At 73.3% G+C, this 14,856-nt stretch carries 13 protein-coding genes and 1 pseudogene; 2 read left to right on the top strand and 12 right to left on the bottom strand.

Going from position 1 to position 14,856, the window contains the following annotated elements; all coding sequences use genetic code 11:
- Nucleotides 1–120 precede the first annotated feature (120 nt).
- From ACIBTV_RS25965 to ACIBTV_RS25940, 6 genes and pseudogenes are all read right to left on the bottom strand, one after another.
- Nucleotides 121–1,794, bottom strand: a complete 1,674-nt coding sequence (locus ACIBTV_RS25965) for a cation acetate symporter (RefSeq protein ID WP_396708976.1) — start codon at nucleotides 1,792–1,794, stop codon at nucleotides 121–123.
- Nucleotides 1,772–2,134: a DUF485 domain-containing protein gene (locus tag ACIBTV_RS25960; RefSeq protein ID WP_396708974.1), complete on the bottom strand. Its 363-nt coding sequence runs from the start codon at nucleotides 2,132–2,134 to the stop codon at nucleotides 1,772–1,774. The genes ACIBTV_RS25965 and ACIBTV_RS25960 overlap by 23 nt, the downstream gene beginning before the upstream one ends.
- A 163-nt stretch (nucleotides 2,135–2,297) precedes the next feature.
- A pseudogene (locus ACIBTV_RS25955) lies at nucleotides 2,298–2,834 on the bottom strand (flavin reductase family protein); the annotation flags it as partial.
- 11 nt (nucleotides 2,835–2,845) lie between these two features.
- A complete protein-coding gene (locus tag ACIBTV_RS25950) occupies nucleotides 2,846–3,709 on the bottom strand; it encodes an alpha/beta fold hydrolase (protein ID WP_396708972.1) in 864 nt (287 codons plus the stop codon).
- 140 nt (nucleotides 3,710–3,849) lie between these two features.
- A complete protein-coding gene (locus ACIBTV_RS25945) occupies nucleotides 3,850–5,544 on the bottom strand; it encodes an ABC transporter permease (RefSeq protein WP_396708970.1) in 1,695 nt (564 codons plus the stop codon).
- Entirely contained in the window at nucleotides 5,529–6,293 is a 765-nt protein-coding gene (locus ACIBTV_RS25940; RefSeq protein WP_396708968.1) for an ABC transporter ATP-binding protein, read from the bottom strand. The genes ACIBTV_RS25945 and ACIBTV_RS25940 overlap by 16 nt, the downstream gene beginning before the upstream one ends.
- Nucleotides 6,294–6,475: 182 nt before the next feature.
- Here ACIBTV_RS25940 and ACIBTV_RS25935 point away from each other — a divergent pair, with 182 nt between their 5' ends.
- On the top strand, nucleotides 6,476–6,976 hold the full coding sequence (locus ACIBTV_RS25935; protein ID WP_396708966.1) for a SigE family RNA polymerase sigma factor: 501 nt from the start codon (nucleotides 6,476–6,478) through the stop codon (nucleotides 6,974–6,976).
- Nucleotides 6,969–7,847, top strand: coding sequence for a hypothetical protein (locus tag ACIBTV_RS25930; protein WP_396708964.1), 879 nt, complete (start codon nucleotides 6,969–6,971; stop codon nucleotides 7,845–7,847). The genes ACIBTV_RS25935 and ACIBTV_RS25930 overlap by 8 nt, the downstream gene beginning before the upstream one ends.
- Nucleotides 7,848–7,897: 50 nt before the next feature.
- Here ACIBTV_RS25930 and ACIBTV_RS25925 read toward each other — a convergent pair whose 3' ends face one another.
- The 6 genes from ACIBTV_RS25925 to ACIBTV_RS25900 form a co-directional block, all read right to left on the bottom strand.
- Nucleotides 7,898–9,538, bottom strand: coding sequence for a cation acetate symporter (locus ACIBTV_RS25925; RefSeq protein ID WP_396708962.1), 1,641 nt, complete (start codon nucleotides 9,536–9,538; stop codon nucleotides 7,898–7,900).
- A gap of 2 nt (nucleotides 9,539–9,540) precedes the next feature.
- A complete protein-coding gene (locus ACIBTV_RS25920) occupies nucleotides 9,541–9,954 on the bottom strand; it encodes a hypothetical protein (RefSeq protein WP_396708960.1) in 414 nt (137 codons plus the stop codon).
- Nucleotides 9,955–10,058: 104 nt separating this feature from the next.
- The gene (locus tag ACIBTV_RS25915; RefSeq protein WP_396709023.1) at nucleotides 10,059–11,585 is read right to left on the bottom strand and encodes a DUF4153 domain-containing protein; all 1,527 of its coding nucleotides are present in this window, start codon (nucleotides 11,583–11,585) and stop codon (nucleotides 10,059–10,061) included.
- Nucleotides 11,586–12,271: 686 nt separating this feature from the next.
- On the bottom strand, nucleotides 12,272–13,330 hold the full coding sequence (locus ACIBTV_RS25910; protein ID WP_396709021.1) for an ATP-binding protein: 1,059 nt from the start codon (nucleotides 13,328–13,330) through the stop codon (nucleotides 12,272–12,274).
- Nucleotides 13,331–13,350: 20 nt separating this feature from the next.
- Entirely contained in the window at nucleotides 13,351–14,028 is a 678-nt protein-coding gene (locus ACIBTV_RS25905; protein ID WP_396708958.1) for a response regulator transcription factor, read from the bottom strand.
- Between the two features lie 131 nt (nucleotides 14,029–14,159).
- Nucleotides 14,160–14,810, bottom strand: a complete 651-nt coding sequence (locus ACIBTV_RS25900; RefSeq protein WP_396708956.1) for a DUF5701 family protein — start codon at nucleotides 14,808–14,810, stop codon at nucleotides 14,160–14,162.
- Nucleotides 14,811–14,856 lie beyond the last annotated feature (46 nt).

Below are 14,856 nucleotides of genomic sequence, written 5' to 3'. Positions count from 1 at the left end.
CGGGAGGCGACGACGCTGCCCGCGCGACCGCGCGGGAACCGACCGGACGAGGCGGGCCCTCTCCCGGAACGGGAGAGGGCCCGGGGTGCTGGTCGGCGGGGGGTGCCTGACCAGCGGCTCTCAGTGAGCGCCGGCGCCGGTGAGGGCGCGCACCTCCAGTTCGGCGTACTTGTCCTCGTCGTGCTCCTTCGAGATGAGCGTGCCGATCCATCCGCAGAGGAAGCCGAACGGGATGGAGAGCAGGCCCGGGTTGGACAGCGGGAACCACTGCCAGTCGTGGTCGGGGAACATCGCGGTCGGCGCCCCGGAGACCACCGGCGAGAAGAAGACCAGGACCACCGCGGCGAGGAGACCGCCGTAGATGGCCCACACCGCGCCGGAGGTGTTGAACCGCCGCCAGAACAGGCTGTAGAGGATCGCCGGCAGGTTGCCGGACGCGGCTACCGCGAACGCGAGCGCCACCAGGAACGCCACGTTCAGGCTCTGCGCGAAGATCGACAGGGCGATCGAGACCGCGCCGATCACCAGGGCGGAGATCCGCGCGACGCGTACCTCCTGCCGCTCCGACGCCTGCCCGTTCTTCAGGACGTTCGCGTAGAAGTCGTGCGCCAGGCTCGACGACGACGCCAGCGTGAGCCCGGCCACCACCGCCAGGATCGTGGCGAAGGCGACCGCGGCGATGACCGCGAGCAGTGTCGCCCCGCCGAGATCACCACCGAGGAAGTCCACCCCCAGCGCCTCGGCGAGTTGTGGTGCGGCCGTGTTGCCGGCCCGGTCCTGCGCGGTGATCGCCTCGCTGCCCACCAGTGCCGCGGCGCCGAAACCGAGCGCCAGGGTCAGCAGGTAGAAGGTGCCGATGATGCCGATCGCCCAGAGCACGCTCTTGCGGGCCGCCTTGGCGGTGGGGACGGTGTAGAAGCGGATCAGGATGTGCGGCAGGCCGGCGGTGCCGAGCACCAGAGCGATGCCGAGCGACAGCAGATCCATCTTGTTGTAGAAGGTCTGCGTCGAGTTGCCGGCGACCTCGACCCCGTAGCGCAACCCCGGTTCGAGGAACGCCGCCCCCTTGCCCGAGGACGCCGCCGCGTCGCCGAGCAGCGAGGAGAGGTTGAACTTGTACTTCGCCAGCACCAGCAGCGTCATGATCAGCGCGCCGCCCATCAGCAGGAACGCCTTGACGATCTGTACGTAGGTGGTGCCCTTCATGCCGCCCACCGTGACGTAGATGATCATCAGGGCGCCGACCATGATGATGGTGGCGACCTTGGCGGCGTCCGCGTCCATGCCGAGGAACGTGGTGCCCGGACGGATGCCGAGCAGCAGCGCCACCAGGGCGCCGGCGCCCACCATCTGGGCGAGCAGGTAGAAGATCGACACGGTGATGGTGGAGACCGCGGCGGCCGTACGCACCGGACGCTGGCGCATGCGGAACGCCAGCACGTCGGCCATCGTGTACCGACCGGAGTTGCGCAGCAACTCCGCGACGAGCAGCAGGGCGACCAGCCAGGCGACCAGGAAGCCGATCGAGTAGAGGAAGCCGTCGTAGCCGTAGAGGGCGATGATGCCGGCGATGCCGAGGAACGAAGCGGCCGACATGTAGTCGCCGCCGATCGCCATGCCGTTCTGGAAGCCGGAGAACGACCGGCCACCGGCGTAGAAGTCGGTGGCGGTCTTGGTCTGCCGGCTGGCCCAGATCGTGATGGCCAGGGTGACCGCCACGAACACCAGGAACAGCGTGATGGTCAGGTTGCGGGCGGTGGTGTTGCCCGCCTCAGCCGCGAGGACCGTGTTCACTCTCCACCTCCCCGATCTCGGCGCGGATCCGGTCGGCGACCGGATCGATCTTCCGGTCGGCGTACCGGGAGTACAGCCAGGCGATCGCGAACGTCGAGACGAACTGCAGCAGGCCGAAGACGAGCGCGACGTTGATGTTGCCGATGAGCTTCGCGCCCATGAAGTCCCGTGCGTAGGCGGAGAGGATGACGTAGAGCGCGTACCACAGGAAGAACGCGACGGTCATCGGGAAGACGAAGCCGCGCAGGGTACGACGCAGCCCGGCGAACTCGTCCGACCGTTGTACGGCGACATACCGGTCCGGCTCGGACGCGGTCGTCGCGGGTGTGTCCGTGGACATCTGTGGATCACCACCTTCACAGGCGTCGGGGATTTTTCGCGCACGGTAGAAAGCGCGGTCCCCGACGCGGAAGGGCGAGATCGTCCCCGGTCGGCGGCTGCGCCGAACGGCGGGTTGGCTGCGCCGAGTGACGCAGGTCACCCCGTTCAGCGGTCGGTGACGGTCAGGTCAGCTCGTGGTAGCGGCCCCGGTAGTGCAGCAGTGGCAGGGCCTCGTCCACCAGCTCCACCGTCTCGATGGTCGCCTCGACCAGCAGCGCCCAGCCGTACTCCCGTGCCGTGTCCAGCCGGCACCCGGCCCACCCGCCGGCATCCGTCGGCACCGGCCCGTACGGCGTGTCGGTCCAGGTCCCGGCCGTGAAGAGGCCGCCGGGCGACGGGAAGAGACCGGCGAACCGGTCGGCGAGCTGGCGGTGCGCCGGAGCCAGCGGCGACACCGCGAACCGCCCGGCGGCCTCGACCGCGGCCCACAGGTCCGACTCGGCGTCGATCAGGCCGAGCAGCCGGTCCGGTTCGCCCTCCGCCACGAGCGTCGACGACACCGTGAGACCGGCCGGTCCGGGCGCCGTCCACAGGGTCACCGGCGCCACCAGCCGCCCGCGCAGCCGGCGCACCGGCGAGCGCTGGCCGCTCGGCACGGCGAACGGGTCGGTGTGGTGGATCTCGGCGCCCGGCTCATGATTCACGTGAAACATTGTGCCGGGTGACCGGTTCAGCGGCCGGTGGTTGCGAAGCCGCGCACCAGTGCGGCCACCTCGTCCGCGCGGGTGTCCAGCACGAAGTGGCCACCGTCGAGCACGTACGTCTCGGCCTCCGGGACGTCCGCGCGGTACGCCTCCACCTCCGCCACCTGGAACGAGGTGTCGTAGCGACCCCAGAGGACGAGCAGCCGGGGCCGGGTCCGGCGCAGCCAGTCCTGCCAGGCGGGGTACGACGCCACGTTGGTCCGGTAGTCGTAGAAGAGGTCGAGCTGGATCTCGGCCTGCCCGGGCCGACTGAGGAAGGCGTGCTCGTCGGTCCACAGGTCGGGGTCGTAGCGCTCGGGCTCCGGATCGCTGCCCACGTGCCGGGTGCGGGCCGCGTCGTAGGAGAGGAAGTTGTCGCGGACGGCGGCCTCGTGGCCGGCCCGGTCCCGCCAGTACGCCCGCCGGCTCTCCCACAGCGGGCCCAGCCCGACCTCGTGGGCGACCGCGTTCTGCACGATCAGCCCGGTGAGCCGCTCCGGCGCGGACCGGGCCAACCGGAAGCCGACCGGTCCCCCGTAGTCCTGCACGTAGAGCAGGTGGCGGTCGATGCCGACCGCCGCCGTGAAGCGCGCCGTCACCTCGGCGAGCCGGTCGAAGGTGTACGCGAACGAGGCCGGGTCGGGCGCGTCGCTGTGCCCGAACCCCGGATAGTCGGGCGCGACCAACCGGAACCGGTCGGCGAGCCGGTCCATCAGCGGCTCGAACATCCGCGACGAGGACGGAAAGCCGTGCAGGAGCAGCAGCACCGGCGCATCCGGGGCGCCGGCCTCCCGGTAGAAGATGGACAGTCCGTCGACCGTCACGGTCCGGTAGCGCGTGGCACTGCTCATGACGGCACTCCTCGGGACGCGGCTGAGCGCACCGTAACGGGACCCGCAGGACCACCGTCGAGGATTGTCGGGGAGACCCCCGGTTCGGGTGCCGACGAGCCCGGCCGCCACCAGCGGCGTGCCGCTCCGGCACCGCCTCCTCAGCGGCGCGGCGTCACCGTCGCCAGCAGCTCCGGCTGGCGCCGGTCCAGCACGTCCCCGGCCACGTAGCTGCCCAGCAGTGCCGCACCGATCCCGTACGCGGCGCCGACCGGCAGGGCCAGCCAGAGCCAGACGTCCCCGAGCAGCAGCGCGGCCAGCACCATCGGCACGCCGGCCGCGGCCGAGCCGACCATCGCCAGCAGGCTGAGGAAACTCTTCGCCACTCCCGCACCCGTGTTCAGCGCGAAAGGGTTGCTCGTCTCGGGCAGCGCGTACGCCCCGAGCACCGAGACGATCCCGGTCACCGCCAGCCCCGCCCCGTACGCGGCGAGCAGACCGCCGGCGGTCAGGCCGATCCAGCCCGGCTCACCCAGCACCAGCGGGATCACCACGGCGACGACCGCCAGCATCGGCAGCACGTACGTCGAGAAGGCCGTGAACCGGGCGCGCAGCTCCAACCGCCCGGGCACCCCGGCCACGACGTGCGCGGCGTACGCGCTGCCGTCGAAGCCGAACTGGTTGGCCAGGGTCAGCGCGGCCAGCACCCCGACGAACAACATCGAGAGGCTGACCAGCACCGGTGACAGCTCGCCCCCACCGACCGCCAGGCCCTCGCCGGCGCCGACGGTGAAGCCGGAGCCGCCCAGGTTGACCACGAGGGGCACGAAGATGCCCACCACCGCGACGGTGATCAGATTGGCCCGCCGTCGGGCGTCGCGCCACCAGTAGCGGCACTCCCGGGCGACCAGCGCGCCGAACCTGTCCCGTCGGGCCCAGCCGGCCGCCCGCGGAAAGAGCTGAGCCACCGCGCCGCCGACGGCACCACGCCTGGCCGGGGCGGGGCCGGCGCTGGCCGCGCCGACCATCGCCGACTCCAGCGAGCGTGACCACCACAGCAGCAGCAACACGAGCGTGCCGACGGTGATCAGCAGTTTGACCGGAACGGTCCACGGCCGCCCCTGCGCCACGTCGAGCCCGACGGTCCACGGTGCGCCCAACGGGGTCCAGCCGATCACCTGGGCCAGCCCGTCCAGGCGCTCCCAGTCGGTGTCCCGAACCGCGGCGAGCCCGAAGATCTGCACCGGCCCGATCAGCGCGGCGGCGACCGCGAGGAGCACGGCGGCCAGGTCCCGGACCCGCCGGGACCGGAGCATCGTGGCGAAGGCACTGGTCACCGCGCGGCTGGCGGCGACGCAGAGCACCAGGCCGGCGAGCACGCCGACGGCGGCGACCAGGCCGGCCGACCAGCCGCCGAGCGCCGACGCGCTGACCACCAGCCCGGCGAGCGCGATCAGCACGGTGATCACCGGCACGCTGACCAGGGCCGCGGCGAGCAGCCCGGTGACCAGGGTGCGGCGAGGCAGGGGCAGCAGCGCGAACCGGGCCGGGTCGAGGGTCTCGTCGACGCCGAAGAAGATCAGGGGGAGCAGCAGCCAGCCGAGCACCAGGAGACCGCCGACGAGGGCGGCGACGAGGAACGCGTACCGGCCGCCGTCGGCCAGGCCGGGGGCGGCGAACACGAAGAGCCCGCTGGCGCCGAACCAGAGCCCGGCGATCGCCCCGAGCACGAAGAGGACGACACGCCACCCTTGACCGCGGAAGTTGTTGCCCATCACCCGCAGCTTGAGGCGGACGAAGTGCCGGGCGCGGACCGGCCGGACCGGGCCGGTCGGCGCGCTCAGTTGGACAGCCACGCCAACTCCTCGCCGGTCGCCACGCGCCCGCCGACCACCTCGACGAAGACGTCCTCCAGGGAGCGCTCGCCGCGGACCTCGCCGATCGTGCCGACCCGCTTGATGGTGCCCTCGGCGAGGATCGCCACGTGCGAGCAGAGCCGCTCGACGACCTCCATCACGTGGCTGGAGAAGACGACCGTGCCGCCGCCGCCCACGTACCGCTGGAGGATGTCGCGGATCAGCGCCGCCGAGACCGGGTCGACGGCCTCGAACGGCTCGTCGAGCACCAGCAGGCGCGGCCCGTGCAGCAGCGCGCAGGCCAGGCCGATCTTCTTCTTCATTCCGGCCGAGTAGTCGACAACGAGGGTGCGGTCGGCGTCGCCGAGCGCCAGCACGTCGAGCAGTTCGGCGGCACGCTGGTCGACCACCGCCGGGTCCATGCCGCGTAGCAGGCCGTGGTACGCGAGCAGTTCCGCCCCGCTGAGCCGGTCGAAGAGGCGTACGCCGTCGGGCATCACCCCGAGCAGATGCTTGGCGCGGACCGGATCGGCCCAGACGTCGTGCCCGAGCACCCAGGCCTGGCCGTGGTCCGGCCGGAGCAGCCCGACCGCCATGGACAGGGTGGTGGTCTTGCCGGCGCCGTTCGGGCCGAGCAGGCCGTAGAACGATCCGGCCGGTACGTCCAGGTCCACGCCGGCCACCGCGACCTTGCCGTCGAACTGTTTGGCCAGGCCGCGCAGCGCGAGCGCCGGGTGCTCACCAGTCATGCGTCCGACCGTATCGGGCAGGGGCCAGCTACCGCTCCGGCCGGAGGATGACGTGTCGTCATCCCCGAGGCTCACCCCCTGCCGGCCACTGTCCGCCTCTCGACTGCCGCCGTGTCCGGGTCGCCTGCAACCGGACCCCGCCACGGCGGGTGATAGGGGCAGGATCGCGACGGGGAGGGACATTGGACAGGGACGACGGATTCGAGGAGTTCTACCGGGCGACAAGACATCGCGTCGTCACCGTGCTCTACGCGCTCGGCGGTGACCTGGCCGAGGCCCAGGACGCCGCCCAGGAGGCGTACGTGCGGGCCTGGCAGCGCTGGACGAAGATCAGCGGGTACGGCGACCCGGAGGCGTGGGTGCGGACGGTCGGTTACCGCCTCCTGGTCAACCGATGGCGGAAGATGCGAAACGGGTTGGCGGCATACCGCCGGCAGGGTGGGGACGTCAGCGTCGGGCCACCGTCGGAGAACACGGTCGCCCTGGTGACGGCGCTCCGCAGGCTGCCCGAGGAGCAGCGGCAGGCGATCGTCCTGCACCACCTGGCCGACCTGTCGGTCGCCGAGATCGCCGCGCAGACCAACACACCGACCGGCACCGTCAAGGCCCGACTCGCTCGGGGCCGCAAAGCCTTGGCCGCCCTGCTCGACACCGCCCTCCCCGAGGAGGTCACCCATGCCTGACCAGCTGTTCACCGACATGCTTCACGACACGCGGGACCTCATCTGGGCTCCCACCGAGCAGGTGCGTCACCGTGGCCGGCAGCGCACCCGGCGTACGCGGATCGTGGCCGGCCTCGCCGGGGTCGTCGCGGTGGCCGTGGTCGCCACCGGCGCGGTCGCCTTCGCCGGTGGCCCGGACGCGGCCCCGCCGCTTCCACCGGCGACCGGCTCGCCGACTCCGACTCCGACTCCGACCCCGACCCCGAGCGCGACCCCGTCGACCGCCCCGAACGCGACCGGCTCCCCGAACCCCACCGGCTCACCGTCGACCAAGGGCACCCCGTCGAGCCCGGCGAAGACCAGTGGCCGCCCGACCGACGGGTCCACCGACCGGAGCATCCCGGCAGCCGCGATGCTGCAACTCGCGGACCTGCCCGCCGGCTTCCGAAACAGCGGAAGTGACCTCGACGGCGACTGGACCCTGGAGTCGGTGACCATCTACTGCGGCAACCGGTCCCCGTCGATCACACCAGGCGAGGTGGCCCGGCGGGGCGTCTCGTTCGACTCGCCCACCAGCTCGATGACGGAGCGGGTGACCCGCCACTCGGGCGGTAACGCCGCCACCGCGATGGACCGGGTGCGTGAACTGGTCACCGGCTGCCGTCCGGCGCGGGCGGGCGACTCCCTGTCGATCCTGGCAACCGGGCTCGCCGGTGACGAGTCGCTGATGGTCGGATCGTCCATCGACGGCCGCCAGAGCCGCTGGCTCTTCGTCCGGCAGGGTGACCTAGTGGCGCAGGTCTGGCTGGCCGAGGAGCCGACGCCGGACGAGGCCAAGCCCTACGCCCGAAAGGTGGCCGCCCGCCTCTGCACCGCCACCCCCACCTGCTGACCCGCCTGCCCCCTCCCCCGTCGCCCCCTCGCGGGCGGCGGGGGAGGGGGTCAGAGGCGTAGGGCTTCGGGGGTGTGCAGGCGGAGCATCGTGGCCCCCACGTCGGCGGGGAGGCGGCGGCGGGAGGCCATCGACACCAGCACCATCACGGCGAAGGCGAGCGGGACGGTCCACGCCGCGGGCTGCGCGATCAGTGTGGCCGGCCAGCCGTCCAGCGGTGGCCCGAGGACGGTGACCAGCACCGCGCCGATCGCCGCGCCGCCACCGACCAGGATGCCGGCGGCGGCCCCGAGATCGGTCAACCCCCGCCACCAGATGCCGAGCACCAGCAGCGGGCAGAAACTCGACGCCGCCACCGCGAACGCGAGCCCCACCACCTGGGAGACGTCCAACCCGGACACGTTCAGCGCGAGCACCGCGGGCACCGCCCCGGCGATCACCGTGGCGAGCCGGAAGCCGTGGACCGACCCGCGGCCGAGCACGTCGGTCGAGATCACCCCGGCCACGCTGGTGAGCAGGCCGGACGAGGTGGACAGGAACGCCGCGAACGCGCCGGCGGCGACCAGGGCGGCGAGCAGCCGGCCGGTGACGCCGTCGCCGAGGGCGGCCTCGGGTAGCAGCACCACCACCGCGTCGGTCTGACCGGTGACCAGCAGCTGTGGTGTGTAGATCCGGCCGAGCACGCCGTAGATGGTGGGCAGCAGGTAGAAGGCGCCCACCAGCGCCAGCACCACCAGCGTCGTACGCCGGGCGGCCGCCCCGTCCGGGTTGGTGTAGAAGCGCACCAGGACGTGCGGCAGCCCCATGGTGCCCAGGAACGTCGCGAGGATCAGCGAGTACGTGGCGAAGAGCCCCCGGTCGTCGTCCCCGGCGGCGCTGGGCAGCAGCCAGTCGTCGGCGTCGATGGCCACCCCGGACACCTTCGGCACCGGGTCGCCGGCGGCGAAGGAGAGCTCGTCGCCGGGGCGTACCTCCCGGGACGTGCCGTCGGGCAGGGTGAGGGTCGCCGCGTGCTCGACCACGACCGTGGTGGCGGTCCGGAACGCCGGCCCGTCCGGCGGGGTCACCGGCGGGCGCGCGTCGGCCTGCCACTGGAGGGCCAGGAAAATCGCGGGTACGGCGAGCGCGGTCAGCTTCAGCCAGTACTGGAACGCCTGGACGAAGGTGATCGCCCGCATCCCGCCCAGCGCCACGTTGGCGGTGACGACCACGGCCACCAGCACGGCACCGACCGGGTAGGCGGAGCCGGCCACCGTGGCGAGGGTCAACCCGGCGCCCTGGAGCTGCGGCACCAGGTAGAGCCAGCCGATGAAGATGACGAACGCGGTGGCGAGGATGCGCAGGCGACGGGAGCCCAGCCGCAGCTCGCAGAAGTCGGGCAGGGTGAACGCACCCGATCGGCGCAGCGGGGCGGCCACGAACAGCAGCAGGGCCAGGTAGCCGGCGGCGAAACCGACCGGATACCAGAGCACGTCGACGCCGTACTTGAGGATCAGGCCGGCAACGCCCAGGAACGAGGCCGCCGACAGGTACTCGCCGCCGATCGCGGCGGCGTTCCAGGTCGGGCTGATCGCCCGGGACGCGACCAGGAAGTCGGACGTGGTGCGGGCCAGCCGCAGCCCGTAGAAGCCGATGCCGACGGTGACCAGGGTGACCGCGACGATCGCCGGGACGACCAGCCCGTTCTCCACCGTCAGCGCTCCGGCCGCTGGACCAGGTCGGTGAAGTCCTGCTCGTTGCGTTCGGCCAGCCGCACGTACGACCAGCCGACCGCGATGAGGAACGGGAAGCTCACCACCCCGAGCAGCAGCCAGGGCAGGTTGACCCCGAAGACCGTGACCTGCCCGACCGACGGCGCGATGGCGAACAGCCACGGCAGGCCGCCCAGGCCGATCGCCACCACCAGCGAGAGCCGCAGCGCCAGGGCCAGCTGGGCCCGCACCAGACCGCGTACCAGGGCCTCACCGACCCGGGTCTGCTGGGTCAGCTCGGTGCGGGTCCGCAGCAGTCGATCGTCGCGCCGGGTCACCTCGGCCAGCACGATCCGCGTACGCGGGGACGGCTCCGGGGCCCGCGGCGCCGGTACGCGGTCGTCGGCAGCGGTCACCTGGGCAGTCTCGCCCGATCGGCCCGAATGTCAAGGGTGTCGATCGGCCTGTGGACAACTTGTGGACAACGGCTCGCCCCTGTGGACAACCGCCCCCGGGCAGGTCACCAGCGGTAGGCCTCCGGGCAGCTCGCCCACTCCGACACCGGGCGCGCGGCGAACAACGCCCGAGCCCGGGCCCGACCCAGGTTCGCCGTCCCCAGGCCGAACTCCGGCGCGGCGGCGGCGAGGCTCCGCAGCGCGCAGGACCGCAGCGGCTCGGGCAGCCGGTCCAGGGCCGGTACGGCGTCCGCCGAGAGTCCGGCGACGTAGCCGACGTCCAGCCGGCCCGTCTCCCGGTAACGGTCGACGTTGTGCTCCGCGATGAACCGGTCGGGGTTGATCGCCGCGAGGCCGAGCAGGGCGACCACCGCCGTACCCACCACCAGTCGCGGCAGCCATCCGCCGCGCGGCCGGAGAACGCCCACCCCGACCAGGACGAAGAGCAGCCCGAGCCAGAGCTCGACGGTGGACACGAAGAGCCGCAGCCGGGTCGCCCCGTACGCCTCCGTGTAGACCTGCATCCGATACAGCGCCGACGCCACGACGACCAGGCTGAGGGCGGTGAGCAGGCCCAGCAGGACCCGGATCAGCACCCGGTCGGTCCGGCTGCCGCGCGGCGCCCAGCGCACCGCCCCGCCGATCACCAGCAGGGTGAGCGCGGAGACCGCGAGCAGCTGCCAGAAGCCGCCGCGCGCGTACTGGGCGTAGTTCAGGCCGGCGGTGCGCAGCACGTGGTCCGAGCCGCCGAAGAGCACGGTGAGCTGCACGAGCACGAACGCGGCGAAGAGCGCGTCGAGCGCGGCCAGCGGCAACGCCCACTCCAGCCGGCGGACCGTCGGGGCCGGCGCGCCGCGCAGCCCGTCCAGGGCCGGTGGGCGGGTCACCAGGTACGCCCCGCCCAGCAGCCCGGCACCGATCAGCGCCCACCGCACCGTCCAGGTCGTCACCCCGGCCGCCGAGATGTCCGGCAACAGGTTGGTCAGCAGGTCGGCGAAGATGGCGTCGGCGGAGGAGAAGAGGACCCCGAAGACGGCGAGCAGCCCGACCGAGACCGCGATGGTGGCGACGATCCGCCCCAGACCGCGCCCGTCCGCCCGCCGGTCGGCCAGGCCGCGGGCCGCCCAGGGCAGCGCCCGCGTCGCCGCCGCCACCGGGAGCACCGTCGACACCAGCATCCCCACCGGGGTACGACCACCGGAGAGCGCGAGGCCCGCGGTGACCACGGCGGCGAGCAGGCAGAGAACGAAGAGCCACCCGGCGGCCCGCACCGAGCCGACCCCGACCAGCGCGATCGTGGCGACCGCCCAGGCGAGCCGGACCGCCCGCCCCGATGCCCCCGTGGCACCGGGACGGACGTCGTCCGACCCTCCGTGGCCGCCCGCGGCCGGGGCCGTCGATGCAGGCGCAGCCGCTCCGCCTGGACTCGTGGCCGTCGACGTGGGCGCACCCGCCCCGTCTGGGCTTGTGGCCGTCGACGCGGGCGCACCCGCCCCACCCGGCGCCGCTTCTGACGGCCCGGTCCCCGTCGCCGGCCCGGTCCCGGTCGCCGTCTCGGTCGCCGCCCCGGTCGGGCCGACGCCCGTCGTCATCTGGTTGCCCGGCCCGGTTACCGCCGACGGCCGGCTCGTTGCCGTCGGCGGGCTCGGCTCCGTCGGCTTCATCCGGGCGGGTGTGCCGGTCGGTGACCCCGTGCCGCCCGGCCGGGTGGGCCCGGCGGGTGTGGCTGTCGGCGGTGCCCCGCCGGCCCGATCGGAAGAGTCGGCAGGCTCGGCCGCGGCGGTGCGGCGGCGCACGACGGCGGCCGTGACCAGTGCGCCGGTCCCGACCAGCGAGGCCAGCAACCAGCCCACTCCCGGGCGGTCGAACGGCACGACGGAGGCGGCGACGGCCGCGGCGGCGGCCACCGGGCCGAGGACCACCGGGTCGGCGGCGCCGGCCGGCCCGGGCCAGCGGACCCGCAGCGCCGACGGGGTCGCGGGCGGCCGTGGCGGGTGTGGTGCGGCCGCGACCGGCGGCGTGCCCCACTGGCCCGCCCAGCCCGGTCCACCGGCGACGGATCCCGTGACCGGCCCGGCCGGGGGACGACCGAGCGCGGCCCCGGACCACGGGCTCGGCGTTCCCGGACCGGCACCGTGCTGCGGCGCCGGGTGCTGACCCGGTGTGGGGCCGGGGGCGTGCTGCGGTGCCGCGTGCTGACCCGGTGCGGGGAAGGGCACTGACCGCCCCGGTGTCGGGCCGGCCCCGGGGCGGCTGGGCGAGGGCTCGTGCGGGTCGGTCATGCCGTCCTCTCTCCGATCGGTCCGGCACCGGGGATGGCCACCTGGATGCGGCAGCCGGGCCCCGCGCCGGGGCTGGGGGTGGCCGGGTCGAGCACCTGGATCCGTCCGCCGTGCAGCTCGACGACCCAACGGGCGATCGCGAGGCCGAGGCCGGTGCCGCCACCGGCCGCCCGGTCGCCCCTGGTGAACCGTTCGAACACCCGGGAGCGCTCGGCCAGGGGGATGCCCTCGCCCTCGTCGCTCACCTCGACGTACAGTTCGCCGGCCCGCTGCTCGGCGGTCATCCGGACCGTGCCGCCGGCCGGGCTGTGGCGGGCCGCGTTGTCGAGCAGGTTGGCGAAGACCTGGTGCAGCCGCCACGGGTCGGCGTACACGGTCAGCGGCGCGGGTAGCTCCCGCAGCCGGAACCGGACGTCGAGGCCGGCTCCGGCGGCGCTCGCGGTGGCGTGCTCGACCGCCTCGTCGAGGAACTCGGTGACGTCGATGCGTACGCGTCGCAGCGACGCCACGCCGGCGTCGAGCCGGGACAGGTCCAGCAGGTCCGCGACGAGGTGACCGAGCCGCTCGGTCTGCGCGAGGGCGGTCCGCAGCGTGGCCGGCTCGGGCGCCGCCACACCGTCCACCATGTTCTCCAGCACCCCCTGAAGGGCACTGATGGGCGTACGCAGCTCGTGCGAGACGTTCGCGATGAGTTCGCGTCGGCGCTGGTCGGAGGCGTGTAGGTCCTCGGCCATCTTGTTGAACGCCCGGGCCAGGTCCCCCACCTCGTCCCGGGCGGTGGGGCGTACCCGTCGGGTGTAGTCGCCGCGGGCCATGGCCCCGGCGGCGGCGGTCATCTCCCGCAGCGGCGAGGTCATCCCGTGTGCCAGCACCTGCGAGGTGAGCAGCGCGACGAAGATGGCCGTCGCCGCCGTCCGGATGGGCAGCCAGCCGATCGCGTACCAGAAGTAGGAGAGCCCGGCGGCGCCGGAGCTGACGACGAGGATCCCCAGCTTCAGCTTGATCGACCGGACCGGGTCGAGCGGTCGGGGGAGCAGTTCGAGCACCCGGTCCATCCGGGCGACCACGGTGGGGCTCACGCCGGCACCTCCAGCGCGTAGCCGATGCCGTGCACGGTGCGGATCAGGTCGGCGCCGAGCTTGCGGCGCAGCGCCTTCACGTGGCTGTCGACGGTGCGGGTGCCGGAGCCGTCGGCCCAGCCCCAGACGTCGGCGAGTAGCGCCTCCCGGGGCAGGACCGTCCGGGGCCGCCCGGCCAGGTGCACCAGCAGGTCGAACTCGGTCGGCGTGAGGTGGACCTCCGCGCCCGCCTTGCGGACCCGGCGCTCGGCCTGGTTGATCTCGACGTCGCCCAGTCGCAGGGTGGGCGCCGGCGCGGCGGACGCCCGGTCCACGCGGCGCAGCAGGACGTGCACCCGCGCGGCGAGCTCCCGCATGGAGAACGGCTTGGTCAGGTAGTCGTCCGCCCCGACCGCGAGGCCCACCAGCAGGTCCGTCTCGTCGTCCCGCGCGGTCAGCATCAGCACCGGGACCGGCCGGTCGGCCTGGATCCGCCGGCACACCTCCAGGCCGTCGAAGCCGGGCAGCATGACGTCGAGGACGACCAGGTCGGGCTGCCCGGCCCGGAACCGCTCTACGGCGCTGGGGCCGTCCCCGGCGATGTCGACCGTGAAGCCCTCGGCGCGCAACCGCGCGGCCACCGACTCGGCGATCGTCCGCTCGTCCTCCACCACCAGCACCCGGCGCTCCCTCATGGGGCCTGACTGTAGGGAGGCGGCGTGGAGATCGGTGGCTCACGTTGTGAACGAAGTGTGGAGATGACGATCGGGCGGGGCCGGTGGTCGGCCCCACCCGAGCTCGGTCAGCCGGCCGACCGTCCGATCGGTCAGGACAGGCCGACGCGCTCCGGACGCGCGGAGGCGGAGCCCAGCCAGGTGTGCGGGTTGCCGTACCAGCACCAGCCGAGCTTCGGCCCGCCCTGGCTGATCCAGATCGCCGGCACCCGCTTGTCGCCGCAGCGAGACCCGACCAGCGAGAAGCACTTGTTCTTCGCCAGTGCGGACGGGTACAGCGTGACGAACGCGATCCCCTCGTCGATGGTGAGCGGCAACCGGTCCTTGCCGGTGATGACCTCCATCGCGGCGGCGGGGGCCAGGTTGACCAGGTCCTCGCCCCGGTCGACGTCGAAGAGCAGGTAGGCCGGGCTCTCCGGCACCTCCAGCTCCTTGATCGGGTCGAAGCGGGGCAGGTCGTCCTCGGCGTAGTTGCGGTCGAGGACGCCGGGCTTGCGCTTGCCGTCGAGCGTGGTGAGCGCCAGCCGCTCCTGCACCGGGATCAGCTCGCGGGTGGTGACCAGCAGGAACGGCACCCGGCCCTCGGTGGGCGCCGGCAGGCCGGCCGTGCCCTCGGCGGCGGCCGCCCGCAGCGGGGCGACCAGCCCGCGGAAGTCGTCCTCGGTCATGCCGGCGAGCCCCGGGTAGCCCAGCTCCACCAGGCGGTCCACCTGGCCGTCGAACTCGCTGTCGGCGTCGTACATAACGGCCTCCCGTTCGTCGTACGCTCTACCGTACACCGTACGGTCA

The organism is Micromonospora sp. NPDC049366 (assembly GCF_044466625.1).
GTDB lineage: Bacteria > Actinomycetota > Actinomycetes > Mycobacteriales > Micromonosporaceae > Micromonospora.
This window is presented reverse-complemented; position numbering and strand designations above follow the sequence as displayed.